The organism is Erwinia sp. QL-Z3 (assembly GCF_004551645.1).
In the GTDB taxonomy this organism is placed as follows: Bacteria; Pseudomonadota; Gammaproteobacteria; order Enterobacterales; family Enterobacteriaceae; genus Erwinia; species Erwinia billingiae.
This window is the reverse complement of the sequence record NZ_CP037950.1, coordinates 3,476,055-3,501,364: the sequence shown is the minus strand read 5'-3', so window position 1 is coordinate 3,501,364 and position 25,310 is coordinate 3,476,055. Positions and strand designations below refer to the sequence as shown.

Here is a 25,310-nt window from a genome sequence, read left to right as displayed (position 1 = left end):
CTCTATCTTTATGCGCTAAGTTGGTTACTCCACCAGTTGGATAAACTTAGGTCTTATTTAAGCCACTTATATCGCCGTTGGATAATTTATCAGTGTAATCATCCGCCACGCTGCTTTTAACTTATCTTTAACACTTCCGGGCGGTGCGCGGGCGACATATGAAAAAACACTTGCCTGATGTGGCCCGATGAGCGAAATTAATCGCCGCTTTTCCACTCTTATAATCATGCGGCGAATGCCCACCTTGAATGACGACGACTTATTTTCTATGTCGAATCAGGATACGAACTCCAGAGGTACCAGTGTCAACTGCAAACAAACATCCCGAGGCAAGCAGCCTCAATGCGTTCAAGCAACCTAAATCGTTCTACCTGATCTTCTCAGTCGAACTGTGGGAACGCTTCGGTTATTACGGCCTGCAAGGCATCATGGCCGTCTACCTGGTGAAACAGCTGGGCATGTCAGAAGCCGACTCGATCACCCTGTTCTCCTCGTTCAGTGCGCTGGTTTACGGTCTGGTTGCCGTCGGCGGCTGGCTGGGCGATAAGGTCCTGGGCACCAAACGCGTTATCGTTTTGGGTACGCTGGTTCTGGCTCTGGGTTACGCGCTGGTCGCCTGGTCAGGTCATGACGTCGGCCTGGTGTATATCGGCATGGCCACCATTGCCGTCGGTAACGGCCTGTTTAAAGCAAACCCGTCCGCCCTGCTTTCAACCTGCTATGACAAAGACGATCCCCGTCTGGATGGCGCCTTCACCATGTATTACATGGCGATCAACATCGGCTCCTTCTTCTCTATGCTCGCCACCCCGTGGCTGGCGGCGAAATTTGGCTGGAGCGTGGCGTTCTCACTGTCGTTTGTTGGCATGCTGCTGACGCTGGTCAACTTTATGATGTTCCGCAAGTGGGTGAAGAATTACGGCTCCAAGCCGGACTTCCAGCCACTGCACATCGGTAAACTGCTGGCAACACTGGTCGGTGTCGCGGCTTTGGTGGTGCTGGCAACCTGGCTGCTGCATAACCAGGGCATCGCGCGCCTGGTGCTGGCCGTCATTGCTGCCGGTATCGTGTTGATTTTTGCCAAAGAAGCCTTCGCCATGAAAGGGCCGGCCCGTCGTAAGATGATCGTCGCTTTCATCCTGATGGTTCAGGCGGTGGTGTTCTTCGTTCTGTATATGCAGATGCCAACCTCGCTGAACTTCTTTGCCATCCGCAACGTTGAGCACAGCATTCTCGGTATCGCGTTTGAGCCTGAGCAGTTCCAGGCCCTGAACCCGTTCTGGATCATGATTTTCAGCCCGATTCTGGCCGCCATCTATAACAAGATGGGCGATCGGATGCCGATGCCGCACAAGTTTGCGCTGGGGATGATCCTCTGCTCCGCCGCCTTCCTGGTGCTGCCATTGGGCGCGAAATTCGCTAACCAGATGGGCATCGTTTCCGTGAACTGGCTGATCCTCAGCTACGCGCTGCAAAGCGTCGGCGAGCTGATGATTTCCGGCCTGGGCCTGGCGATGGTGGCGCAACTGGTGCCGCAGCGTCTGATGGGCTTTATTATGGGTTCATGGTTCCTGACCACTGCCGGTGCTGCGATGATTGCCGGTAAGGTGGCGAATCTGATGGCGGTGCCGGAAAACATCACCGATCCGCTGCAGTCGCTGCACGTTTACGGCGATGTGTTCTTGCAGATTGGGGTGGCAACCGGTGTGATTGCCATTCTGATGATGCTGACCGCGCCTAAGCTAAACCGCATGACCCAGGACGACCAACAGTCCGAGCTGAAAGAAGCCAAAATCTAATCCAACGTGGTTAAGCGAATAAGGGCGACGTGATGTCGCCCTTTTTTATGCCCGTTATCCGGCGGCCAGCGAAGAGTCAGCAAACTCCACCTGCAGTCCGGCAGCAGGAAACAGCTGACGCAGTCGGGTGACGTTTTCAATCTCAACCTGCCAGTAACGTTCGGTCAGCCCCTGCGCAGGCGACTGCCACTCAATCTCGGCCCGTCCCTGAATATGCAGCGCAGCGCCCTGATGAAAGTCCAGCAGCAACAGTGCGCATCGCGGTTCAACCAGCAAATTGCCCAGCGTGTTCATATAGCGGTTACCACTGTAGTCCGGGATGCGTAATTTACCCTGCTGCACGGTGATAAAGCCTGGCAGGCCTCCCCGGTGCGAAATGTCCACACCGCCCACGCCATTCTCGCGCTGGGCATAGCTGGCAACAAAAAAGGTGTCGGTGGCGGCAATCAGATAGCGGGCATCGGCATCCAACGCCTGCAAAGGTTCAACCTCCACGCGCGGTATGCGCCCTTCGCTGCCGCTCGTGATCTCCCGCCGCTGGATGTACTTCGGACAGTTACCGAAACTCTCCAGTACGCGAATAGTGACCTGCCGATCGTCAACCGTCTCCACCACGCCATTCACCCGGTTGCGCCTTCTGTTTGAGAAGTCGATCCCCAGCCCGCCAACGGGCATTCCAGGCTTCAGCAGCGGTAACAGTGGCGCGTCGCTAATCGCTTCCCGGGCTATCTCCAGCCGCGACGCATCATTGCTATCAACAAAACCGGTCGAACCCTGCAATCGCATCGCGACGGGAAAGCCCGTTTCATCCAGCGCCGACAAATAAAAGGCATTCAGACCGGCGTAAAATTGCCGGTGCTGATTGGGCATGCTCGGATAGACGGCTGCCCGCACAGCACCATACCCCGCCTTCTGCTGCGCCAGTCTTTCACCCGGGTGGAACATGATTAACCTGCCTCAGGGATCGGCAGCGGAGGCAGCCCTACAAATCCAGGGATTGCCTCGACCTGCTGTATCCAGCGTTGAATGGCCGGGAACGGCGTCAGGGCGATGCCCCCTTCCGGCGCACAGGCAACGTAGGCGTAACAGGCCACATCGGCCAGCGTCGCCTGCTCACCCACCAGCCAACGCCTGTCGCTGAGGTGTTGCGCCATCTGTGGCAGGAATTTCGCCGCGACGCTCTTTGCCGAGTCATAGTTTTCCGGCGTGGAAAACTGTTTGATCAGCCTGGCCGACGCCACGCCATAGCGGATCTCGCCCGCGGCCTTCGCCAGCCACTGGTGGACCTCCACTTCCTGTTTGAGATCCTTTGGCAACCACTGGCTGTCTGGCGCATAGCGCTTCACCAGCCAAATCAAAATGGCGTTGCTGTCGACAATCGCCGTGCCGTCATCGATCAGCACCGGTACCTGCCCGAGGGGATTTACCGCCAGGAATTCGGCCGTTTTACGTTGCTCTGCGCCGGCCTCACGTTCTTCAAACGGCAAGTTCAGTAGCGTGAGCAGTAACTTAACGCGGTGGCCGTGGCCGGAAAGCGGTGTGGTGTACAACGTTAAAGCGGTCATGAGCGTCTCCTTTAGGGTTTAGATAAGCTTACTCTTGCGATAAACGAGGGAAAACCTGCAATATGGCAATTCATAATTTCATTTAGCGGAATAATCATGGACAAACTGGATGAGCTTGAGGTGTTTGTTGCCGTGGTTCAGCAGAGCAGCCTTGCGGGCGCGGCGCGAAAGCTGCGTCGTTCTCCGCCGGCCATTACCCGCGCGCTGGCTTCACTGGAGAGCCGCTTTGACGCCAGCCTGATTGAGCGAACCACCCGACACCTTTCGCCGACGCCCGCGGGCCTGGTGCTGTTTGAGCGCGCCAAAACCCTGCTTAACGACTATACGCTGGCGATCCAGGATGCCGCGCGCACCCAGCTAACCGGGCTGTTACGCGTGACGGCACCCGTACAGTTTGGCAGAAAGCACATTGCGCCGCTGGTGATGCAGTTTCTCGACAGCTATCCCGATATTCAGATTGAGCTTCTGCTGAACGACAGCTATCAGGACCTGATTGAACAGGGGCTGGATATGGCAGTCCGCATTGGGCAACTGCGCGACTCCTCGCTGGTGGCCGTTGAGGTGGGTAGCGTGCAGCGCATTGTGTTAGCCAGCCCGGCCTATCTGGCAACAGCAGGCACGCCGACATCGCCCGGCGATTTGGTTAATCACCTGCTGATTGCGGGCACCTCGATCAGTTCCAGCCGAGAGTGGCGGTTTGGCCCACCGGAAAATCAGGAGCGGGTACGCATCCAGCCGGCAATGATGGTGAATGAAGTGGAAACGCAGCTGATTGCAGCGCGTGCAGGCAAAGGGATCACCCGTCTGCTCTCCTATCAGGCGTTCGAAGAACTGCAACAGGGGCTGCTTTGTGAGGTGTTAGCCGATTACCGGCCGCCTGGCCTGCCGGTTCAGCTGGTTACGCAGAATTTGAAGTATATGCCTGCCCGCGTGCGGGCGTTCTGGGATATGGCGCGTGAAACGCTTCCCGCGTTGCCCTGTTTTCATCCGTCAGTCTGAGGTCGGCGTAATATCAGCCAGATAGTTTGCAGAAGTGCGCCGCCGGGCGCTGACTTTTTCACCAGTCAGCATTAAGCTTGGAAGATCTTTCGCCACTGAGCTAAAGGAGCACCGATGAAACTGTATTATAAGGCTGGCGCCTGTTCGCTTTCTCCGCATATCGTCCTGCAGGAAACAGGCCTCGATTTTACGCTGGTCGCCGTCGATTTGCAGAGCAAGAAAACCGAGCAGCAGGAAGACTATCTGCTGACCAATCCGAAGGGCCAGGTCCCGGCGCTGTTGCTGGATGACGGCACCGTGCTGACCGAAGGCGTTGCCATCGTTCAGTACCTCGCCGACCTGAAACCCGACCGCCATCTTCTGGCCCCCACCGGTCACCTGACGCGTTATCAGACCGTCGAATGGCTGAACTTTATTGCCACCGAGCTGCATAAAACCATTAGCCCGCTGTTTGGATCGGCGACTCCCGAAGCATACAAAACCCAGCTGCGCGAGAAACTGCACGGCAAGTTTAGCTGGGTGAATCAGCAACTGGAAGGTAAACAGTGGTTGATGGGGCTGAAGTTCAGCGTGGCGGATGCCTATCTGTTTACCATGGTACGTTGGGCAAAAGCCCTCAAGCTGGATCTGGCGGGTTTTGAGGAGCTGGAAAGCTGGTTTACGCGGGTAGCAGAACGTCCGGCGGTAGAAGCGGCGCTGAAGGCCGAAGGGATGTGATCGGACATTCAGCAGACATTCCCCTCAGCGATGGCGGCTGAGGGGGAAAACCATCAGAGCTTCATCGCACCAAAATGCTGTTGAGGATTGGCAATGGCATCCTGGGCTGCAACCAGCTGCAGCTCATACTCGCCCATCTCATGGGTTTTCAGCATCACTTCATATACCGCTGCGGTGATATGCTCCAGCGCCTCGCGCAGCGATTTGCCCTGCAGGATATCCACCAGCAGCAGGCCGCTGGTCAAATCACCCACGCCAACCGGCTGACGCACGCCAAAATCGACCAGCGGACGGCTGATATGCCAGGCTTCATCCGCAGTAACCAGCAGCATCTCAAAGCGATCGCTGCGCTGTCCGGCCCTGGCCAGATGCTTAATCAGCACCAGTTTCGGTCCCTGAGCAATCAGTTCGCGCGCCGTGGCGATCGCTTCCTCAACGTTGTTTACCGCGTGGCCACTGAGGATTTCGAGCTCGATCAGGTTCGGTGCGATGATATCGCTGGCGGGCATCGCCACTTTGGTATGAAACTCGGCCACGCCAGGTGCCACGATGCAGCCTTTTTCCGGGTGTCCCATCACCGGATCGCAGAAATACAACGCATCCGGATTTGCCGCTTTCACCAGACGGACGATCTCCATAATCTGCTCGCCCTGCTCTTCGGAACCCAGATAGCCGCTCAACACCGCATCGCAGGTCTTCAGCCGATCGATCTCGGCAATCCCTTTCACAATCTCCGTCAGATGCGTGGCCGGCATGACCATGCCGGCCCATTTGCCGTATTGCGTGTGGTTAGAGAACTGCACGGTGTTCAGCGGCCAAACGTTTGCGCCCATACGACGCATAGGGAATTCGGAAGCACTGTTTCCGGCATGACCAAAAACGGTATGGGATTGGATAGAAAGTATGTTTTTCATAGCGAAACCTGAACCCTGCCAAAAATAAAGGCCGGACAAGCCGGCCTGATAGAGGTTGTTTTATTACTTCCAGACGATCAGACAGTAGTTTTTCTTGCCGCGACGCAGCAGCGTAAAGCGGTCAAACAGGCGGTCGGTCTCGGCAAAGGTATATTCAGCGCTCAACTGCGGCTCGCCGTTGATGCTGACCGCTTTGGATTCGATCAGCTTACGCGCCTGACCGCGTGACGGGGCCAAATCGCCATCGACCATCGCCTGCTGGAGATCCTGACCGCGATCCAGCGCCACAAACGGTATGCCGTCCTGCGCCAGCTGTTCAAAGTCGGCTTCGGTCATTTCGCTCAGCGAGCCAGAGAACAGGCTTTTGGTAATACGTTCTGCCGCGGCCAGACCTTCCTCGCCGTGAACCAGACGGGTGACCCGCTCCGCCAGCACATACTGCGCGCGTGGGGCTTTACCGCTGTTTTTGTCTTCTTCTTCCAGCGCGTTGATCTCTTCTAGGCTCATGAAGGTGAAGAACTTCAGGAAGCGATAGACGTCGGCGTCAGCGGTGTTGATCCAGAATTGGTAGAACTTGTACGGGCTGGTTTTGCTGGCATCCAGCCACACCGCGCCGCCTTCGGTTTTACCGAATTTGGTGCCGTCCGACTTTGTGATCAGCGGAACCGTCAGGCCAAAGACCTGATTCTGATGCAGGCGACGGGTCAAATCGATACCGGAGGTGATATTGCCCCACTGGTCCGAGCCGCCAATCTGCAGCGCGACGCCGTGACGCTCGTTCAGGCAGGCAAAGTCATACCCCTGCAACAGGTTGTAAGAGAATTCGGTGAACGAGATGCCCTGATCGTCACGGTTCAGACGCTGCTTAACCGCTTCTTTATTGATCATCTGGTTAACGGAGAAGTGCTTGCCGATATCACGCAGGAAGGTCAGCACGTTCATGTTGCCGAACCAGTCGTAGTTATTGGCCGCAATCGCGCTGTTATCGCCACAGTCAAAGTCGAGGAACGGTGCAACCTGGTGACGAATTTTCTCGACCCACTCGCCGACCGTTTCGCTGGTGTTGAGCTTACGCTCATCCGCCTTGAAGCTCGGATCACCGATCAGGCCGGTTGCGCCGCCCACCAGCGCCACCGGACGGTGACCGGCATCCTGGAAGCGTTTCAGGCAGAGTAACGGCACCAAATGGCCCAAATGCAAGCTGTCGGCAGTAGGATCGAAGCCGCAATACAGCGCGATTGGCCCTTGCGCCAGTCGTTCTGCTAACGCGTCTTCATCCGTTACCTGGGCTATCAGCCCGCGCTCTTGCAATTGTTTGATCAGGTTACTGCTGGCCATCTGTGACTCCATGTAGAAAAGTCTGCACCTTAGCTGGTACACAGCTTTCCGCTGACTCGCGGAAGAAAAAATAAGGCATATAGAATAAAGCGCTGACGCACTCTGTGCCAGCGCTTAACGGGATTATTTCGCGGAATTACGGGGCGAGTCGGTCGATTTTCCAGCCGTCAGCATCACGCTGGTAGAAAAAACGGTCATGGAGGCGATGTTCACCGCCCTGCCAGAACTCCATCGAGTCAATTTTGATGCGGTATCCGCCCCAAAAGCTCGGCAAGGGGACTTCGCCCTGCTGGAACTTTTGCTTCAGCTCGAGGAATTTGCCTTCCAGCACGCCACGGGCAGAAATGCGGCTGGACTGTTTTGACACCCAGGCACCAATCTGGCTTTCACGCGGACGGCTGTGGAAGTATTTCAACACCTCAATCATCGACAGCTTTTCCACCGTGCCGAGCACCATCACCTGCCGCTCCAGCATGTGCCAGGGAAACAGCAGGCTGATGCGCGGATTGGCTTCCAGATGATGCGCTTTCCGGCTGCCGAGGTTGGTGTAGAACACCATGCCGCGCGGGTCGAAATGCTTTAAAAGCACGATGCGCTGATAAGGCTGGCCGTGCTCGTCAACGGTAGCCACGCTCATCGCCGTCGGATCCGGCAGCTGGGCGTCCACCGCCTGGCCCAGCCAGTGTTCAAACAGCGCCAGCGGATCGGCAGGCAGATCGTTACGGCGCAGGCCGCCACGGGTATATTCACGGCGCAGATGGGCAATCTGCTGCAGGTTATCACTCTCGTTCATCGCTCAGGCTTCTGCTGACAGGGGGATGGCACATTGTGCGCCCGATCCCAATGGGTTTCAACGGCTTAACTGGCGTCCAGGCGACAGTCATTGATGATGATTTTATCGTTACGCTCGATAAATGCGCCGTCACCTTTCGACCAGAAAACATATTTCCCGTCACTGTAGCGCGTGCCGGAAGCGGCCTCCTGCTGTTTTAAGGTCAGCGGATTGCCGTCAAGGATAAGGTTAACCTCCTGGCGGGCATTATCAAGGCTAACCGTTAACGGTAAGGTGCCGCAGGTGTAATGCAGGGTTTTCAGTTGTTCCGGCTCAGCGTGGAAATAGCTGCAGCCTGACAACAACGCCGCGGTGGTGACTAACAAAATGCGTTTCATTTTCTCTCCGGTGGACAGTGTTTAGCGGTAATGGCTTGGATTAGCCGGATAGATCGCCCCAAGCACCGAGGCTTCTCTGGCACCCGTAACGGACGGTAAATTGCCGGGCAGACCTGAAAGCGTGCGATAGGCCAGCCAGGCAAACGCCAGTGCTTCCATATCATCGCCGCTGATCCCGGCTTCATCGGTGGTGCCCACTTCGGTTCCCGGCAGCAAAGATCCCAGTCGGGACATCAGCAACAGGTTGCGGCTGCCGCCGCCGCAGACCAACAATCGTTCACAGCCGCCACTCAGCATCACCTGTTCGGCAATGGTGGTGGCCGTCAGTTCCACCAGCGTGGCCTGAACATCCTGCGGTTGCAGACCCGGGAACAGTGAGAGCTGTTGTTCTACCCAGCTCATATTGAAATACTCACGGCCGGTGGATTTCGGGGCCGGCAACGCAAACCACGGATCGGCCAGCATCTGTTGCAACAGCGGCATCACCACGCTGCCCTGACCACCCCATTCACCGTCTTTATCGTAGCTTTTTTGCTGATGGCGCCAGATCCACGCATCAAGCAGCATATTGCCCGGGCCGGTATCGTAGCCGCCGATGGGCTTGCCGGGGATCAGCAGAGACAGATTGGCGATACCGCCAATGTTCAGCACCATCCGACGCTCTTCGGGATGCATCAGGATCGCCTGGTGGAAGGCGGGAACCAGCGGTGCGCCCTGTCCGCCTAAGGCCATATCGCGACGGCGGAAGTCGCCCACCACGGTGATCCCGGTGGCGGCAACAATCTGGTTATTATCGCCAATTTGCAGCGTGTTTGGCGCCTCGCCCTGCGGTTCGTGCCAGACGGTCTGTCCATGGCAACCAATGGCGGTGATGTCCTCACGCTCTAACCCTTCACGCTGGATGAGGGTTTGAACCGCTTCGGCAAATACCCTGCCCAACTGCGTATCGATCTGGCCAAGCTGTGACAGGGTTAACGACTGCCCCTGGCAGATGGATAAAATTGCCTGGCGCAAGGCGGCAGGCAGCGGATGACAATAGCTGGCCTGCTGCGCCACCATCCGCTCATCTATCGCCGCCAGCACCACGTCAATGCCATCCAGGCTGGTTCCGGACATAACGCCGATATAACGTCCTGATCTCATGGTTTCGCCTTACCTGCTTTAGGTGTAAAAAGGATCCTGCTTATAGCCTCGCAAAATTAACCAGGCAATTCTATGATTAACTAGCCATTTTTGGAGCCTGTAGCGTTTTCTGGCGTGGTTGAGTCAATTTTGCAGCTGATTGAGTCAGGGTTTATTCGTGCTGCGGTACACTTACCTCAGCAGTTTTTTTCCCCGAATCTTCGGCTCGTAACATATAATTACCCTATTGATCGCTGCACAGCTGACGGCAGCTAATGGATAACTAAGGAGTTTTAACGATGATAAAGCGCTTATTAATCGTGGCACTGACCGGCGTGACTTTGGCAGGATGCACCAATACTGACACGCTTTCTGGCGATGTTTACAGCGCCTCAGAAGCCAAGCAGGTGCAGAACGTTACATACGGTACGCTGGTTTCCGTACGTCCGGTACAAATCCAGGGCGGTGATGACAGTAATGTGATCGGCGCAATCGGCGGTGCCGTGCTCGGTGGCTTCCTCGGTAATACGCTGGGTGGCGGTACGGGTCGCAGTCTGGCGACTGCCGCAGGTGCTGTTGCCGGTGGCGTTGCGGGTCAGGGCGTGCAGGGCGCGGTCAATAAATCGCAGGGTGTGGAGCTGGAAATCCGTAAGGATGATGGCAACACCATCATGGTGGTTCAGAAACAAGCGGCCAGCCGTTATGCTGTTGGTCAGCGTGTGACCATGGCGTCAAATGGTAGCCAGGTCACCGTTTCACCACGCTAAGTGAAAAAAAAAACCGGCAATTGCCGGTTTTTTTATTCATCCCGATTTTGCAGTTCGAGAATGTTCTTTTCCAGACGGGCAATCAACGTCACCATCTTGTCTATCTCGCTTTGTGAGATGCCAGACAAAATATCATCACGGGTCGCATCAATCACATGCTCAACCTGAGTGATAACCGGCGCTGCTTCCACCGTCAGTTTGATACGCTTCGCACGACGGTCGCTTGCGCAGGTTGTGCGGGTAATCAGCCCCTTCTCTTCCAGCTGATCCAGCGTGCGGACCAGCGAAGGTTGCTCGATGCCAATCGCTTTGGCCAGTTGGATCTGAGACTGATCCGGTGGCAACTGGTGTATGTTGTGCAGCGTTACCCAGTGTGTCTGTGTCAGTTCCAGTGGTTTAAGGCGTTGGTCAATCAATGACCGCCAGATACGCACCAATCGCGAGAGGTCTGATCCTAAAGGGGTATCCAATTTCATCTCCTTATAATTAGCTTGCTAGCTATTAAGCCTCATTTTAGACTATTCTGCGAGTTTACAGGACAAAATACAAATTCATCCGTCATGAAACGTATTGATTACCCGGCGCCGTTAACGGCCAGGCAAGAAGGATTTCTTCCGTGGATAACGCACATTTTTCATCTCCATCACCGCTAACCGATTTAGTGTTCGGTGCTTCGGTCTATTTTCCACCGCTGTTTAAGGCCGTGCTGCTGGGCTTTTTCATCTGGCTGCTGCTCCATCCGCTGCTGCGAGGCTGGATCTATTCAGGCGAAATCTGGCATCCCACGCTGTTAGACCTCTCCCTTTTTATTCTCTGCGTCAGCGCTTCGCTGTGGCTGCTTATCTCCTGGTGATCGCATGAAATTCAGCACCTTAAAATATTTTTCCACGGTTATTTTCTTTGCTGCTGCCCTGCTCGCCGGCTGGTGGCTGTGGAACTACTATATGCAGTCGCCCTGGACACGAGACGGTAAAGTCCGCGCCGAACTGGTGAACATTACGCCGCAGGTGTCTGGCCGCATTGAGCAACTGCTGGTGAAAGATAACCAGTTCGTTACCAAAGGCACCAAACTCTTAGTGCTGGATGATGAACCCTTTCGCATTGCCGTGTTAAATGCTCAATCTCAATTAGCAAAGGCGCAATCTGACTTAGTCAAAGCGCAGCATGAGGCCCGTCGTCGCCAGAGTCTGCCGCGCAATGTCATTTCCGCCGAAGACCTGGATGCCGCCAACCTCACGGCTAAAGGAATGGATGCCGCAGCCAAAGCCGCTCAGGCAGAGCTGGATCAGGCCAACTGGAACCTGTCACAGACCCAGATTACCGCGCCGACAGATGGCTGGATCAGCAATCTGGTGATCCGCCCGGGCAATTATGCCACCAGCGGTACGCCGGTCTTCGCGCTGGTCGACAGCCACTCGTTCTATGTCATGGGCTACTTCGAAGAAACCAAGCTGCGTCATATTCGTCCGGGCTACAAAGCCTCTATCCGGCTGTATAGCGACGATCGCGAACTGCAGGGCGAAGTCGAAAGTATTGGTCGCGCAATCTATGACCAGAGCGTGGAGACAGACAGCGGCCTGGTGCCCGATATCAAACCTAACGTTCCCTGGGTGCGCCTCGCGCAGCGCGTGCCGGTGCGTATCCTCCTGACTGACGTTCCGAAAGATCTGCCGCTGGTCGCTGGCACCACCTGCACCGTTTCTGTTCAGCCATGAACCTGAGCTGGCTGGAATGGCAGAATCTGCCGTGGATAAAAGCCACCGGCGGTCAGTGGCGCTACGCCTTACGTAACGCCATCGCCATGTGTCTGGCGCTGAGCATAGCTTATGGTCTGCAGCTCGATGAACCCTACTGGGCAATGACCTCCGCCGCGGTGGTCAGCTTTCCTACCGTCGGTGGCGTGATCAGTAAAAGCCTTGGGCGTATTGCCGGCAGCCTGCTGGGTGCCAGCGCCGCGTTACTGATTGCCGGTCACACCTTGAATGAGCCCTGGCTGTTTGCGCTGGCGATGTCCGCCTGGCTGGCGCTTTGTACCTGGATTGCCAACCATTATCAAAATAACGTCGCCTATGCCTTCTCGCTGGCGGGCTACACCGCCGCCATCATTGCCTTCACTACGGTGAATATCACCGACATCAACGATCTGTGGGATATCACCCAGGCCAGGGTGTGCGAGGTGATCTCCGGCATTTTGTGCGGCGGGCTGATGATGATGGTGCTGCCCAGCACCTCAGACGGCGATGCGCTGATTAAGTCATTGAACGAAATGCACACCAGGCTGCTGGAACATGCCGGATTACTGCTGCAAAAGGAAACCACGGACAATGTGCGCAGTGCCCACGAAAGTGTGATCAGCCAAATCCTGACCATGAATTTGCTGCGCATTCAGGCGTTCTGGAGCCATTACCGCTTCCGGCGACAGAACAACGTGCTTAATTACGTGCTGCACCAGCAGCTGCGCATGACCAGCGTGATCTCCAGCCTGCGGCGCATGCTGTTGAACTGGCCCGATCCGCCAGACGTGCTGTTTACCGCAATGCATGAATTACTTAACGAGCTGGCAAAAAGTGACTGCAGTAAATACCGCCTCGCGCAGATCCTTAGCGCGGCGGCGCCAGGCGATAAAGGCGATTACCGCCATCAGGCTTTCTGGCACCGCTTGCGCTACTTCTGCTGGATGTACCTGAATATCAGCCGCTGGCTGCGATTATTTGAACGGGCAGATGCCGACACCAGCCTGTCGCCGCCTGCTGTCCCTGCCCTTGCCCGCAATACCGACAGCGCTGAAGCCAGCTGGAGTGCACTGAGAACCTTCGTGGTCATCATGATCGGGTGCGCGTTTACCCTCACAACGCAGTGGGATTCCGGGGATGCCGCCATCACCTTAGCGGCGATCAGCTGTGTGCTTTACTCGTCGGTGCCTTCGCCGACCAACAGCGTTTCCTTACTGTTAAAAACGTTGATGCTGTTGTCCGTGTTCAGCTTTATCATCAAATTTGGTCTGATGGTGCAGGTCAGCGTGCTGTGGCAGTTTTTGATATTCCTGTTCCCGTTGCTGATCACGCTGCAGCTGTTTAAGTTGCAGCAAAAGAAACGGGCCAGCCTGTGGGCACAGCTGATTGTATTTGGCGGCTCTTTCCTCGCCGTCACTAATCCGCCTACCTACGACTATCAGTCTTTCCTGAATGACAATATCGCCAAGGTGTGCGGCGTGATGCTGGCCTGGCTGGCGTTCCAGATCCTGCGTCCCAGTTCTGATAAGCGCCGCAGCCGCCGGCATATCCGCGCACTGCGTCGGGAATTTCTTGACCAGCTTAGCCGCCGTCCCCACCTCAGTCAGAGCAGTTTCGAATCGTTGATTTATCACCGCATCAATCAGCTGAACAGCAGCCGGGACGATCAGGCCAGGCTATGGCTGTTACGCTGGGGTGTGGTGTTGCTCAACTGTTCGCATATCGTCTGGCAACTGCGGGAATGGGATTCCGATTCCCCGACATTGCTGACCATGCGCGATGCCACCCTGCGCGATCTCCATCAAATTATCAGCGAGCGTGGCGTTCATCACGGTTCATTGACTGAAACGCTGGATGAATTGCAGGCGATGGTGACGTCGTTAGCGGCGGAAGGCGGAGCGCGGGAAACGGAGCTGGCGGGGATTATCTGGCGGTTGTTCTGTTCGCTATCGCAACTTCAGCAGGCGCTGCCAGAAGGCGCGCGCGCGCCTGCGTAAGACATCGGCTTGGTGAGTCCCGACCTAAAACAGCGTCGGCTGCTCGGGTTCTTCCGGCAGTTCCACTTTCCCGGCCCGTTGCAGGCGCAGGAAACGCTGGCGGCAGAGGCGAATAACCTCCCGCTTTTGCGCATCGGTAAACTTCATCCAGTTGAATCGCTCGTCACGACTGCGCAGGCAACCGCGACAATATCCGCGCTGGTCTGACTGGCAAATCCCCCGACATGGACTTGGCACCGGGAAAAACTCAAGTTGTTCTGCCACTGCCCCTCCTGATGGATGCAATGCCTCTATTGAAGATCGGTTATCGGTTGTCTGCAAGTCTGAGCGCCGTTTTTTTATCCACTACCCACACACCCTGGTGCTGAGATGAGCAGTTTGTGCCGGGCGGAACCCGGCCGATTTGTAACAGACCGATCGGTCTGTTACTCTGTGCGCCATGAAAACGATTCGATCCGACACCCGAGAACATATCCTGCTTACCGGAGAACAGTTGTGCGTTCAGCGCGGCTTCAATGGCATGGGATTGATCGAGCTGTTGAAAGTGGCGGAAGTGCCAAAAGGATCGTTTTATCACTACTTCCCCTCAAAAGAGGCGTTTGGAGTAGCGATGCTTGAACGTTATTTTGCCGTTTATCATCAACGTCTTCAGGCGTTTCTGGATGATCATCAGGGCAATCAACGCCAACGCATCCTCGACTATTATCAGCAATCGTTGAATACTTTCTGTCAGGAAAGTGCCTTCGCAGGTTGCTTATCAGTAAAGCTGTCAGCCGAAGTGTGCGATCTGTCAGAATCCATGCGCATCGCGCTGAATGCTGGTTCAAAGGCGCTGATTGCCACGCTAACGCAGGCAGTTGAACGTGCAGTGCAACAAGGTACACTGCTGCCAGTGAACGCCTCTGAAGCCTGCGCACAGAATCTTTATATGCTGTGGCTGGGTGCCAGTCTGCAAAGTAAAATCTCCCGTGACAGTTCGCCGCTGGTGAATGCGTGGCAGGAGATGACGCGGATGCTGCCAGAACCACATTAAAAAAAAACACCATGACTAGTCGACCGGTCTACCAGGAGTAAGTAATGGAATTGAAGAAGCTGTTTACCCCGTTAAAATTGGGTGCGATCACCGTTCCGAACCGCGTATTTATGGCGCCACTGACTCGCCTGCGTAGCATTGAACCGGGTGATGTCCCAACGCCGTTAATGGGCGAATACTATCGCCAACGCGCCAGTTCCGGACTGATCATCTCTGAAGCAACCCAAATTTCTGCCCAGGCCAAAGGCTATGCCGGTGCGCCTGGTCTGCACTCTTCCGAACAGATTGCTGCCTGGAAAGCGATTAACGCCGGGATCCACCAGGATGGCGGTCACAGCGCAGTACAGCTGTGGCACACCGGCCGTATTTCGCATACCAGCGTGCAGCCAGAAGGCAAAGCGCCGATCTCCTCTTCGGCTATCAATGCAGAAACCCGTACCTCGTTGCGTGATGAGCAAGGTCAGGCTATCCGTGAAGCGACGTCCACACCGCGTGCACTTGAGCTGGATGAGATTGCGGGCGTCGTCGCTGATTTCCGCAAGGCGGTGGAGAATGCCCGTGAAGCGGATTTCGATCTGGTTGAACTGCACTCTGCACACGGTTACTTAATCCACCAGTTCCTGTCCCCGGCCTCCAACCAGCGTAACGATATCTATGGCGGCAGCGTTGAGAACCGCACCCGCTTTGCGCTGGAAGTGGTTGATGCCGCGATCGCAGGCTGGAGCGCGGATCGTATTGGTATCCGTATTTCTCCGCTGGGCCCATTCAACGGCCTGGATAACGGTGAAGATCAGGAAGCTGCAGCGCTGTATTACATCGCTGAACTGGCTAAACGTAACCTGGCCTATCTGCATATCTCCGAGCCCGACTGGGCCGGTGGCAAGCCGTACAGCGAAGCCTTCCGTAAAGCGATTCGCGCGGTGTATCCCGGCGTCATTGTTGGTGCAGGTGCCTACACGGCGGATAAAGCCGAAGACCTGATCGAAAAAGGGCTGATTGATGCCGCTGCCTTTGGCCGCGTGTACATCGCTAACCCGGATCTGGTTGAGCGTCTGCGTGAAAATGCCCCGCTGAACGATCCTCGCCCTGAGCTGTTCTACGGCGGTGGCGCGGAAGGTTATACCGACTACCCAACCCTCGCGGGCTGATACCCGATTACGTGATAAACAGGCTGCGCTGAGCGCGGCCTTTTCTTTTATCACCGCAAGTTGATGAATTTCCCGGCAGACAGAGCCTTCTGATTACCCTGCGGGCAAATCGTCGCTATACTTATTTTTTCCCCGTTATCGGATGATGACGTTTTACACCAAGAGGATGTTATGCGCTTACTTCACACCATGCTTCGCGTTGGCGATCTGCAGCGTTCCGTTGATTTTTATACCAAAGTGCTGGGTATGCGCCTACTGCGTACCAGTGAAAACACCGAATATAAATACACTCTGGCGTTTGTGGGTTACACCGATGAGAGCGAAGGCGCTGTTATCGAACTGACTTACAACTGGGGCGTAGACAGCTACAACCTGGGCGACGCTTACGGCCACGTCGCGCTGGGCGTTGATGATGTTGCAGCGACCTGCGATCGCATTCGCAATGATGGCGGTAACGTAACCCGTGAAGCTGGCCCGGTTAAAGGCGGCACCACCATCATCGCCTTTGTAGAAGATCCGGACGGCTACAAAATTGAACTGATTGAGAACAAGCACGCTGGCCACGGCCTGGGTGATTAATGTTCCGGGGTGCCATAATGGCACCCTTCTTCCCCCTTCCCCTGCTGCATCTCGTGGTGAAATTTGCCATAATGCGCGCTGCATTTTTTCGCCAATGAGATCCTGATGTCTGAATCGAACGAACTGAACGCCCTCAGCAGCCGTTTTCGCGGTTTTTATCCGGTAGTAATTGATGTGGAAACCGCCGGTTTTGATGCGAAGACCAACGCATTACTGGAAATAGCCGCCGTCACCCTGAAAATGGATGAGAATGGCTGGCTGGAGAAGGACGAAACGCTCCATTTCCACGTTGAGCCGTTTGAAGGTTCCATTCTGCAACCTGAAGCATTGGCTTTTAACGGTATCGATCCGTCGAATCCGCTGCGCGGTGCGGTGAGTGAATATGATGCCCTGCATGCCATTTTTAAACTGGTGCGCAAAGGGATTAAGGATCACGGCTGCAATCGCGCCATTATGGTGGCCCACAATGCCACCTTCGACCTTAATTTCACCAATGCCGCTGCTGACCGTGCAGGGTTAAAGCGCAACCCGTTCCACCCCTTCGTGACCTTCGATACGGCGGCACTGAGCGGACTGGTGCTGGGTCAAACCGTGTTGGCCAAAGCCTGCGCCGCTGCGGGAATGGCCTTTGACAGCAGCCAGGCACACTCCGCGCTGTACGATACCGTGCAGACTGCCGACCTGTTCTGTGAACTGGTAAACCGCTGGAAACGCCTCGGTGGCTGGCCGCTGCCGATCGCAGAAGAAAGCTAGCCTGCTAACTTTCAGCCATACTCTGCTGACCTAATGTGGAGATGCTGAATGAAAACAATTGCTGTCGTTGCGCCCGGTGCCATGGGATCTGCCATTGCCGGGCTGCTCACCCACCATCATCTTGAAGTGCTGACCTTAATCGAAGGTCGTTCCCAGGCAACAGCTGAACGCGCTAAACAGGCTGGGATGACGCCGGTCAGTGCGGAAGAATTGATGCGCGCCGATGTCATCCTCTCTATCGTCCCTCCCGCCTCAGCGGTGACGCTGGCGGAGTTTCTGGCTCCTCTGCTGAGTGCTGCCCAGACCAAACCCCTTTATGTCGACTGCAATGCCATCGGTGAAGATACCCTGAAACGGGTTGCCGCAACGATTGCGCCTACCGGCGCGGGGTTTGTCGATGGCGCGATTATCGGTCTGCCGCCGGCGTCCCCTGAAGATGAAAGTCCGCAATTTTGGTTTGCGGGCGATCGGGCTGACTCTCTGGCGGAACTGGAGAGGTTCGGATTGCGGGTCAAAATCATGCAGGCGCAGACTGGCGCGGCGTCGGCGTTAAAAATGTCCTACGCCGGGATCAATAAAGGCATCACCTTGCTGTCTGCGCTGATGCTGATTAACGCCAGTCGGGTGGGCGCTGCCGGAGCACTGCTTGAGGAAATGGAGGCGAGCCAGCCGGCACTGCTGGCGCGTTTGCGCAAGGCTATTCCGGATATGTACAGCAAGGCCTGGCGCTGGGCGCCAGAAATGGAAGAGATTGCGACGTTAAATGGCCGCGAATTGCCCGGCGAGCCGCTTTTTCACGCCCTTGCCACCTTCTGCCGTCAGATGGCTGAGGATCAGCAACAAGGCGGAGATTTCACCGATCTGCTTAACGCTTTTCTGCAGCAGCAAAAATAAGCATAAAAAAAGGCAGGCGCTGATCACGCCTGCCTTTTCTGCTTCTGACGGGCTTATTCAGCGGCGTCAGAAGGGTATTTTTGCGCGGTATCTTTAATCAGCTGCTGCAGTTCACCCTGCTGGTACATCTGAATAATGATGTCGCAACCGCCGACCAGTTCACCGTCAATCCACAGTTGTGGGAAGGTTGGCCAGTTGGCGTATTTAGGCAGCTCAGCACGAATTTCTGGGTTCAGCAGAATATCGACGTAGGCAAAACGCTCGCCACAGGCTGAAAGTGCCTGAACGGCCTGGGCAGAGAAGCCACAGCTTGGCAGTTTTGGTGAGCCTTTCATGTACAGCAGAATCGGGTTTTCTGCTATCTGGCGCTCAATTTTTTCAATAGTACTCATAAATGGCTTCCTTAATCGGATACTTCGTGTCTATTTATTGTAGCGACTCTGCGGGCCCGATGAAAACGACATTTTTTAACAGTTGGGCACGCCCTCAGAGCCGCCAGCGTGCAGGCGATAGCGTTAAAATAACATTTTCCTATTGCTTTCGCTGGATTAATGCATGAGAAAAGCACAGGTTTTGCGCAGATAAACAGCTGATTTGGCTAATTTTTACAGTTTTTACTTGCTCTGTATCATTGAAACAAAAAAGACCTTACCTTTTGTTAATGAGTTAGATTAGAATTGCAAAATGACGCTGCTGAAAGGCAGAACTCCCTGTTTCTGGCAAGCTGTGGCCTCTGGTCGTAGCACAAACTGTTAATGGTAACGATGCGTTTACTTATCACGCTCTTCATGCTGGCCTTTGCCCAGCTGTTTTTCAATATGGCGCACGCATCGCCACATGCCCCTATTAATGCAAATCATCATAAGGCAGATAGCGGCACGCCTGCCCGAGAGGATGAGCGACGTAAACGCCGACCGGTTAAAGCCAACAGCACCAAAAAAGTTAAAGAATCCACCAGCAAAAAATCTCGCTTAACCTCAGTACAGAAGTTGAAGCTTAAAAAGAAACCTTCGCTGCAAACCGCCTCTGTTCAGACTGCCCCGTCGCACTCCAGCAAATACAAAAAGAAAACCACCTTAAACGCCGGAAAAAAACGCTATGGCCGCCATCGTGGCAAGGTTGTCGATACTGCTGAAGAGCTGACGTCAGACTCTGTTTCTGCGCCATTAAAGTTAAGCAAAGCTCACCGCGCCCGCTATCAAAAAGCCCGTGAAACCGCGATGACAAAACTGATGGGCCAGCTGGGTAAACCTTACCAATGGGGCGGAACGTCGCCTAAAACCGGCTTCGATTGCAGCGGCCTGGTGTGGTATGCCTACAAAGATTTAGTGAAGTTTAAAATCCCGCGCACGGCGAATGAGATGTATCACCTGCATGATGCGGCTTCGATAAAACGTGATGAGCTGGAGAAAGGCGATTTAGTCTTCTTCCGCATTAACGGGCGCGAGACGGCAGATCATGTTGGCGTGTATTTAGGTGGTGGGAAGTTTATTCAGTCGCCACGTACTGGCAAGGATATTCAGGTCAGCGCTCTGGCAGATGATTACTGGCAGCGCCACTATATTGGTGCCCGCCGGATGATGACGCCAAAAACCATTCGATAGCGGAAATACTCAGAGCCGATCGTCAGACCGGCCCTGTTTGCACTTAATGCATGATCGCGGTGAAGCTAAACGCCATAATCATCAACAGTGCGCAAACCGTGGTCAGTAACGAGAACTTCAGATCGGTATCCATTTTTAATCCTAAATAGCCCTACAGTTTATGATGCCATCAATTTTCCCATACTTGACGGTAAAAATCTCGTTTTCTCTGCCAAGCCTTGTTAGAATTCTTTTTTTGTTGCGCAACGGCCCGCACCTTAAGGTGTTTAGCGGTCTTTAATCAGCGCTTTTTCCTTCCTGACGACTCCGGACAGCAACTAAAAAACGACTTCAGACGTCAGGTTTTCGATCTCACCAGGCAAACGATTAACAACAGGCTTATCAAACAGTTAAGATAGGCGCAGGAGTAGTTATTTCATGGCAACAATCAAAGATGTGGCAAAGCAGGCCGGGGTGTCCACCACCACCGTCTCCCACGTCATCAACAAGACCCGTTTCGTTGCAGAAGAAACGCGGGAAGCCGTGTGGGCCGCCATTAAGGCGCTCCACTATTCACCCAGCGCGGTTGCCCGTAGTCTGAAGGTGAATCACACCAAAACCATCGGGCTGCTGGCTACTTCGAGCGAGGCGCCCTATTTCGCCGAAATTATTGAAGCCATTGAAAACCGCTGTTTTGCCAAAGGCTACACGCTGATCCTCGGTAACGCCCACAATGATCTTGCCAAGCAGCAGGCCTATCTGTCGATGATGGCGCAGAAACGCGTGGATGGCCTGCTGGTGATGTGTTCCGAATACCCGGACGAGCTGATCACCATGCTGGAAGATAACCGCAATATTCCGATGGTGGTGATGGACTGGGGCAAATCGCGCGGTGACTTTACCGATACGGTAGAAGACAACGCCTTTGAAGGCGGTTATCTGGCTGGCCGTTATCTGATCGACCGTGGGCATCGAGATATTGGTGTCATCCCGGGTCAGATGGAGCGCAACACCGGCGGTGGCCGTCTTTCCGGATTTATGAAAGCATTGTCTGAAGCGGGGATTACCTTGCGTGACGAGTGGCTGGTTCAGGGCAATTTCGAACCTGAATCAGGTCACCAGGCGATGCAGCAAATCCTCTCGCAGAAGCAGCGTCCAACGGCGGTGTTCTGCGGTGGCGATGTGATGGCGATGGGCGCAATTTGTGCGGCTGATGAGATGGGTCTGCGCGTTCCGCAGGATATATCGGTGATCGGGTACGATAACGTGCGCAACGCCCGCTACTTCACTCCGGCGCTGACCACGGTTCACCAGCCAAAAGAACAGCTGGGCGAAACCGCCTTCGATATGCTGTTAGATCGTATCACTAGCAAGCGTGAAGAACCGCAGACGATTGAAGTACATCCTACGTTGATCGAACGCCGTTCGGTTGCCGATGGTCCCTTCCTGGATTACCGCCGCTAGTCCCGCTCAGTGCTGAGGGCGAATTCTCCCTCAGCACACCCAATTGGCTCAGGGCTCTTCCTTCAGCCATTCACTGTTCAGCGTGTCACTGTCACCCAGATAATCCAGCAACCAGCTCAGCGCCGGTGAAGCCTGCTGCTCAGACCAGCTCACGCAGCACGGACTGTCCGGAAATCCGCCTTCCAGCGTCAATTCATGCAAAGCGCCTTTTTGCAGCAGCGGTTGCGCCAGATGGCCCGGTACCATCCCCACGCATAAGCCCGCCAGCAGGCAGTCAAATGCGCTTTCCCAGTCTGGCACCACCAGCCGCCGCTGATTATCCAGCGTCCATGTGGTGCGTTTCGGCAAGGCTCTTGAGGTATCTTCCAGCACCAGTGAAGGCCATTCGCCAATGGCCTCTTCACTGGTTTCTGCGTGCTGACGTGCCAGCGGATGATCCGCGGCAACCACACAGCGCCAGTTGAGCGCGCCCATATTGCGGAAGGCGAAGCGGCCACCTACCGGGATAGCCTGTGTCGCGCCGATGGCCACATCCACCCGCCCGTCGGCCAACGCATCCCAGACGCCGTTAAAAACTTCTGCTGACAGATGCAGTTCCATATCCTGAAAGTGCCGATAAAAGTCGACCACCAGCTGTCGGGTGCGCTGAGATTTAACGATGCGATCGACGGCGATATTAATTTGCCCTCGCCAGCCGTTAGCGACCTGCTGGCACTGCCGTCGGGTGGCGAGCATTTTTTTGATGACACTGCGGCCCTCCTGGATAAATACTCGTCCCGCATCGGTCAGCACCACATCACGGTGGCGACGCTCAAACAACGGCACGGCAAGCCATTCTTCCAGCTGCCGCACGGTATAACTGATGGCTGAGGGTACGCGATGGAGCTCTGCGGCGGCAGCGGTAAAACTGCCGCTGCGGGCAACTGCATCAACCACTTCAAGGGAATGTTCTGACCACATAATCTGCCTGCAATATTTTTGAACGCAACCTGCAAATATTACCGTTTCACAAGCTGTATGGCACGCGATTACACTCTGCGGCGTTTCGTTCATCACAAATAAAGAGCAAAAGAATGCCTTCGAAAGGATTTATTGTTTACCTGGCGCTGTTAAGCGTGGCAGGTTTCCTCGCTACCGATATGTACCTGCCTGCCTTTGGTGCCATGCAACAAGACCTGCAAACCGATGCCGGGATCATCAGCGCCAGCCTCAGCCTGTTCCTGGCGGGTTTTGCCATCGCCCAGCTGTTTTGGGGTCCGTTGTCGGATCGTATTGGCCGTAAGCCTGTGCTGTTGATGGGTCTGAGTCTGTTCGCCGTCAGTTGTGGCGCGATGTGGTGGGTAGATTCTGCTGCGGCCCTGCTGGCGTTGCGCTTTGTGCAAGCGGTGGGGATTTGTGCTGCTGCAGTCAGCTGGCAGGCACTGGTCGTCGACCGCTATTCCGCCAGCCAGGCAAATCGCGTATTCGCCTCCATCATGCCGTTAGTGGCACTCTCGCCTGCGCTCGCGCCGTTACTGGGCGCCTGGTTACTCAACCATTTCAGCTGGCGCGCCATTTTTGTCGCGCTGTTGCTGGTCGCAGTGGTGCTGCTGATTTCCACCTTGTTCCTCGCCCCAACGGTGAAGAAGCCGGTGGTGGATGGCGTGAAGAAAATGGGCTTTTTCAGCCTGTTAAAATCGCCGGTTTACAGTGGTAACGTGCTGATTTATGCCGCCTGTTCAGCCAGCTTCTTCGCCTGGCTGACCGGTTCGCCCTTCATTCTCGGCGATCTTGGCATGTCTCCCGGTGACATTGGGCTGAGCTACGTGCCTCAGACGCTGGCCTTTTTGATTGGCGGATTCGGCTGCCGAACGTTGCTGAAACACACTGAAGGCCGCTCCCTGCTGCCCTGGTTACTGGCAATCTATTCACTCAGCATTGTGGCTTTTTTTATCGCCGCGCAGATTGAAGATCCGTCTATGGTGGCGTTATTGCTGCCGTTCTGCGGTATGGCGTTAGCAAACGGTGCGATTTATCCGATTGTCGTGTCGAATGCCCTCTTACCTTTCCCGCAATCGAGTGGTAAAGCCGCTGCCCTGCAGAACACGCTGCAACTGGGTTTGTGCTGCATCGCCAGTCTGATTGTTTCCACATTTATCAGCACTTCGCTGTTCACCACCTCGCTGGTGATGATCTCGACTGTTGTTCTGGCAGGAATCGGCTATATTTTACAACGGGCGAAGGCGGAAAAGCTCGCTCTGGCGGACGCGCACAGCGGTCGCTAACAGCTTGATTGTAATTGGTTAGCACCCTAACAATAAACAATTGAATATTGCCTGGCGTGAGCATATACTCATTTCAGGCAACACAAAATAACAAGTTCGTCGCAATTTTTTGAGTCCTGACAGGGTGGTCAAGGTGTTATCCCGCGCGGCATTCGTTGCGCAACTCTGCAGGCACTATTCTTAACAATCCTCTGTAACGCCGGATATCAGGCGTACGGTTTATCCGTGCGTGTTCTCAAATCCTGTAGAAATTGTCTATTCTATTTCTCAGGTTTCAATCACACAGGGTGATGGAGAAGCTATGAGTTCATCGTGTATAGAAGAAGTGAGCCTGGTCGAGGATCATTGGTATCGAATCGTCCAGGAAATGCTACGCAATGCGGATATTGAGGTCAACGGCACACGCCCCTGGGATATCCAGATTAAAAATCCGGAGTTCTTCAAGCGCGTGATGCAAGAGGGCTCACTGGGATTGGGCGAAAGTTATATGGATGGCTGGTGGGAATGCGAAAATCTGGATATGTTTTTCCATCGCGTTCTGGTCGCCAAACTCGATCAACAACTCCCCCACCACTTTAAAGATACGCTCAGAATAGCTGCCGCCAGATTAACCAATCTGCAATCACGAAAACGCGCCTGGATTGTCGGTAAAGAGCATTACGATCTGGGTAACGATCTGTTCTCACTGATGCTTGATGATCATATGCAATATTCCTGTGGCTACTGGAAAGAAGCGCAAACGCTGGAAGAAGCACAGAATGCTAAATTAAAAATGATCTGCGATAAACTGCAATTAGCACCAGGCATGTCACTGCTGGATATTGGCTGTGGTTGGGGCGGACTGGCTGAATATGCCGCCAGAAATTACAGTGTCAGCGTATTTGGCGTCACTATCTCTGCTGAACAGCAGAAAATGGCTCAAGAGCGATGTGAAGGGCTGGATGTCACTATTCTGTTGCAAGATTACCGCGATTTAAACCAGCAGTTTGACCGCATATCTTCCGTAGGCATGTTTGAACATGTTGGACCTAAAAACTACGCCACCTATTTTGACGTGGTAAACCGCAATCTGAAACCTGACGGTATTTTCCTGCTTCACACCATCGGTGCCAATAAGACCAATGAACATGTTGATCCCTGGATCAATAAGTACATTTTCCCTAATGGCTGTCTGCCTTCAGTACGCCACATCTCTGAAGCGCACGAGCCGCATTTCGTCATGGAAGACTGGCACAACTTTGGTCAGGACTATGACACCACTCTGATGGCATGGCACGAGCGGTTCCTCGCAGCCTGGCCCCAGCTGGCAGAAAAATACGGTGAGCGTTTTAAACGGATGTTCGTCTATTACCTGAATGCCTGTGCCGGCGCTTTCCGCGCCCGCGATATTCAACTGTGGCAGGTGGTCTTTACCCATGGGGTTGAGGGCGGTTTACGCGTCCCGCATTAAGATCGCGCAAAAAAAAGGCTG

The 25,310-nt window shown here is 54.8% G+C and carries 28 protein-coding genes; 16 read left to right on the top strand and 12 right to left on the bottom strand.

Annotation, left to right across the window (positions count from 1 at the left end; all coding sequences use genetic code 11):
• Positions 1-302 precede the first annotated feature (302 nt).
• Positions 303-1,799 (top strand): dipeptide/tripeptide permease DtpA, encoded by a 1,497-nt coding sequence (dtpA, locus tag E2F51_RS16960; protein WP_134824021.1) that lies wholly within the window; start codon positions 303-305, stop codon positions 1,797-1,799.
• A gap of 54 nt (positions 1,800-1,853) precedes the next feature.
• On the opposite strand, the gene E2F51_RS16955 is transcribed toward dtpA, so the two are convergent.
• Both E2F51_RS16955 and E2F51_RS16950 read right to left on the bottom strand, forming a co-directional pair.
• Positions 1,854-2,744, bottom strand: coding sequence for a pyridoxamine 5'-phosphate oxidase family protein (locus tag E2F51_RS16955; RefSeq protein WP_134824020.1), 891 nt, complete (start codon positions 2,742-2,744; stop codon positions 1,854-1,856).
• 2 nt (positions 2,745-2,746) lie between these two features.
• Positions 2,747-3,364 carry a glutathione S-transferase gene (locus E2F51_RS16950; RefSeq protein ID WP_134824019.1) on the bottom strand — a complete coding sequence of 206 codons (618 nt, stop codon included), beginning with the start codon at positions 3,362-3,364 and terminating at the stop codon, positions 2,747-2,749.
• 96 nt (positions 3,365-3,460) lie between these two features.
• Between E2F51_RS16950 and E2F51_RS16945 the strand changes: the two genes are divergently transcribed.
• Complete coding sequence (locus tag E2F51_RS16945; protein ID WP_134824018.1) at positions 3,461-4,363, top strand: LysR family transcriptional regulator; 903 nt, start codon at positions 3,461-3,463, stop codon at positions 4,361-4,363.
• 114 nt (positions 4,364-4,477) lie between these two features.
• Positions 4,478-5,080 carry a glutathione transferase GstA gene (gene gstA, locus E2F51_RS16940; protein WP_013201956.1) on the top strand — a complete coding sequence of 201 codons (603 nt, stop codon included), beginning with the start codon at positions 4,478-4,480 and terminating at the stop codon, positions 5,078-5,080.
• 53 nt (positions 5,081-5,133) lie between these two features.
• On the opposite strand, the gene pdxY is transcribed toward gstA, so the two are convergent.
• The 5 genes from pdxY to anmK form a co-directional block, all read right to left on the bottom strand.
• On the bottom strand, positions 5,134-5,994 hold the full coding sequence (gene pdxY / locus E2F51_RS16935; protein ID WP_134824017.1) for a pyridoxal kinase PdxY: 861 nt from the start codon (positions 5,992-5,994) through the stop codon (positions 5,134-5,136).
• Positions 5,995-6,057: 63 nt separating this feature from the next.
• On the bottom strand, positions 6,058-7,332 hold the full coding sequence (gene tyrS, locus E2F51_RS16930) for a tyrosine--tRNA ligase (RefSeq protein WP_134824016.1): 1,275 nt from the start codon (positions 7,330-7,332) through the stop codon (positions 6,058-6,060).
• 136 nt (positions 7,333-7,468) lie between these two features.
• Positions 7,469-8,125 carry a pyridoxamine 5'-phosphate oxidase gene (gene pdxH, locus E2F51_RS16925; protein ID WP_013201953.1) on the bottom strand — a complete coding sequence of 219 codons (657 nt, stop codon included), beginning with the start codon at positions 8,123-8,125 and terminating at the stop codon, positions 7,469-7,471.
• Positions 8,126-8,190: 65 nt separating this feature from the next.
• Positions 8,191-8,502: an MliC family protein gene (locus E2F51_RS16920; RefSeq protein ID WP_013201952.1), complete on the bottom strand. Its 312-nt coding sequence runs from the start codon at positions 8,500-8,502 to the stop codon at positions 8,191-8,193.
• A gap of 21 nt (positions 8,503-8,523) precedes the next feature.
• A complete protein-coding gene (anmK, locus tag E2F51_RS16915) occupies positions 8,524-9,645 on the bottom strand; it encodes an anhydro-N-acetylmuramic acid kinase (protein ID WP_134824015.1) in 1,122 nt (373 codons plus the stop codon).
• A 278-nt stretch (positions 9,646-9,923) separates the two neighbouring features.
• On the opposite strand from anmK, the gene slyB reads away from it, so the two are divergent.
• On the top strand, positions 9,924-10,391 hold the full coding sequence (slyB, locus tag E2F51_RS16910) for an outer membrane lipoprotein SlyB (RefSeq protein ID WP_013201950.1): 468 nt from the start codon (positions 9,924-9,926) through the stop codon (positions 10,389-10,391).
• Positions 10,392-10,423: 32 nt separating this feature from the next.
• On the opposite strand, the gene slyA is transcribed toward slyB, so the two are convergent.
• Entirely contained in the window at positions 10,424-10,861 is a 438-nt protein-coding gene (gene slyA / locus E2F51_RS16905; RefSeq protein ID WP_041692287.1) for a transcriptional regulator SlyA, read from the bottom strand.
• Positions 10,862-11,007: 146 nt separating this feature from the next.
• Here slyA and E2F51_RS16900 point away from each other — a divergent pair, with 146 nt between their 5' ends.
• From E2F51_RS16900 to E2F51_RS16890, 3 genes are read left to right on the top strand one after another with little or no spacing between them, the layout of a single operon-like run.
• Positions 11,008-11,244 (top strand): DUF1656 domain-containing protein, encoded by a 237-nt coding sequence (locus tag E2F51_RS16900; RefSeq protein WP_013201948.1) that lies wholly within the window; start codon positions 11,008-11,010, stop codon positions 11,242-11,244.
• A 4-nt stretch (positions 11,245-11,248) separates the two neighbouring features.
• The gene (locus E2F51_RS16895; RefSeq protein ID WP_134824014.1) at positions 11,249-12,106 is read left to right on the top strand and encodes an HlyD family secretion protein; all 858 of its coding nucleotides are present in this window, start codon (positions 11,249-11,251) and stop codon (positions 12,104-12,106) included.
• Positions 12,103-14,121, top strand: coding sequence for an FUSC family protein (locus E2F51_RS16890; protein ID WP_134824013.1), 2,019 nt, complete (start codon positions 12,103-12,105; stop codon positions 14,119-14,121). Before E2F51_RS16895 ends, E2F51_RS16890 begins: the two co-directional genes overlap by 4 nt.
• A gap of 24 nt (positions 14,122-14,145) precedes the next feature.
• Here the strand turns inward: E2F51_RS16890 and E2F51_RS16885 are convergent, their stop codons facing one another.
• Positions 14,146-14,385: a DUF1289 domain-containing protein gene (locus E2F51_RS16885; protein WP_134824012.1), complete on the bottom strand. Its 240-nt coding sequence runs from the start codon at positions 14,383-14,385 to the stop codon at positions 14,146-14,148.
• A 175-nt stretch (positions 14,386-14,560) separates the two neighbouring features.
• Here E2F51_RS16885 and E2F51_RS16880 point away from each other — a divergent pair, with 175 nt between their 5' ends.
• The 5 genes from E2F51_RS16880 to E2F51_RS16860 all read left to right on the top strand — a co-directional run bounded on the left by E2F51_RS16880 (position 14,561) and on the right by E2F51_RS16860 (position 18,528).
• A complete protein-coding gene (locus tag E2F51_RS16880; RefSeq protein ID WP_134824011.1) occupies positions 14,561-15,154 on the top strand; it encodes a TetR/AcrR family transcriptional regulator in 594 nt (197 codons plus the stop codon).
• Positions 15,155-15,198: 44 nt separating this feature from the next.
• Positions 15,199-16,302 (top strand): alkene reductase, encoded by a 1,104-nt coding sequence (locus E2F51_RS16875; protein WP_134824010.1) that lies wholly within the window; start codon positions 15,199-15,201, stop codon positions 16,300-16,302.
• A 171-nt stretch (positions 16,303-16,473) separates the two neighbouring features.
• Positions 16,474-16,881 carry a lactoylglutathione lyase gene (gene gloA, locus E2F51_RS16870; RefSeq protein WP_013201941.1) on the top strand — a complete coding sequence of 136 codons (408 nt, stop codon included), beginning with the start codon at positions 16,474-16,476 and terminating at the stop codon, positions 16,879-16,881.
• Between the two features lie 105 nt (positions 16,882-16,986).
• Positions 16,987-17,634, top strand: coding sequence for a ribonuclease T (gene rnt / locus E2F51_RS16865; protein ID WP_013201940.1), 648 nt, complete (start codon positions 16,987-16,989; stop codon positions 17,632-17,634).
• Positions 17,635-17,682: 48 nt separating this feature from the next.
• Entirely contained in the window at positions 17,683-18,528 is an 846-nt protein-coding gene (locus tag E2F51_RS16860; protein WP_134824009.1) for an NAD(P)-dependent oxidoreductase, read from the top strand.
• 53 nt (positions 18,529-18,581) lie between these two features.
• Here E2F51_RS16860 and E2F51_RS16855 read toward each other — a convergent pair whose 3' ends face one another.
• Positions 18,582-18,920, bottom strand: coding sequence for a Grx4 family monothiol glutaredoxin (locus E2F51_RS16855; RefSeq protein ID WP_013201938.1), 339 nt, complete (start codon positions 18,918-18,920; stop codon positions 18,582-18,584).
• A 372-nt stretch (positions 18,921-19,292) separates the two neighbouring features.
• On the opposite strand from E2F51_RS16855, the gene E2F51_RS16850 reads away from it, so the two are divergent.
• Positions 19,293-20,132: a C40 family peptidase gene (locus tag E2F51_RS16850; RefSeq protein WP_134824008.1), complete on the top strand. Its 840-nt coding sequence runs from the start codon at positions 19,293-19,295 to the stop codon at positions 20,130-20,132.
• A gap of 43 nt (positions 20,133-20,175) precedes the next feature.
• Here the strand turns inward: E2F51_RS16850 and E2F51_RS16845 are convergent, their stop codons facing one another.
• Positions 20,176-20,265: a YnhF family membrane protein gene (locus E2F51_RS16845; protein ID WP_041691995.1), complete on the bottom strand. Its 90-nt coding sequence runs from the start codon at positions 20,263-20,265 to the stop codon at positions 20,176-20,178.
• Between the two features lie 284 nt (positions 20,266-20,549).
• Between E2F51_RS16845 and purR the strand changes: the two genes are divergently transcribed.
• Entirely contained in the window at positions 20,550-21,575 is a 1,026-nt protein-coding gene (purR, locus tag E2F51_RS16840) for an HTH-type transcriptional repressor PurR (protein WP_134824007.1), read from the top strand.
• Between the two features lie 48 nt (positions 21,576-21,623).
• Here the strand turns inward: purR and punR are convergent, their stop codons facing one another.
• Positions 21,624-22,535, bottom strand: coding sequence for a DNA-binding transcriptional activator PunR (punR, locus tag E2F51_RS16835; RefSeq protein WP_134824006.1), 912 nt, complete (start codon positions 22,533-22,535; stop codon positions 21,624-21,626).
• A gap of 113 nt (positions 22,536-22,648) precedes the next feature.
• Here punR and punC point away from each other — a divergent pair, with 113 nt between their 5' ends.
• Positions 22,649-23,839, top strand: coding sequence for a purine nucleoside transporter PunC (punC, locus tag E2F51_RS16830; RefSeq protein WP_013201934.1), 1,191 nt, complete (start codon positions 22,649-22,651; stop codon positions 23,837-23,839).
• Positions 23,840-24,140: 301 nt separating this feature from the next.
• On the top strand, positions 24,141-25,289 hold the full coding sequence (gene cfa, locus E2F51_RS16825; RefSeq protein WP_134824897.1) for a cyclopropane fatty acyl phospholipid synthase: 1,149 nt from the start codon (positions 24,141-24,143) through the stop codon (positions 25,287-25,289).
• The last annotated feature ends 21 nt before the right edge of the window (positions 25,290-25,310 follow it).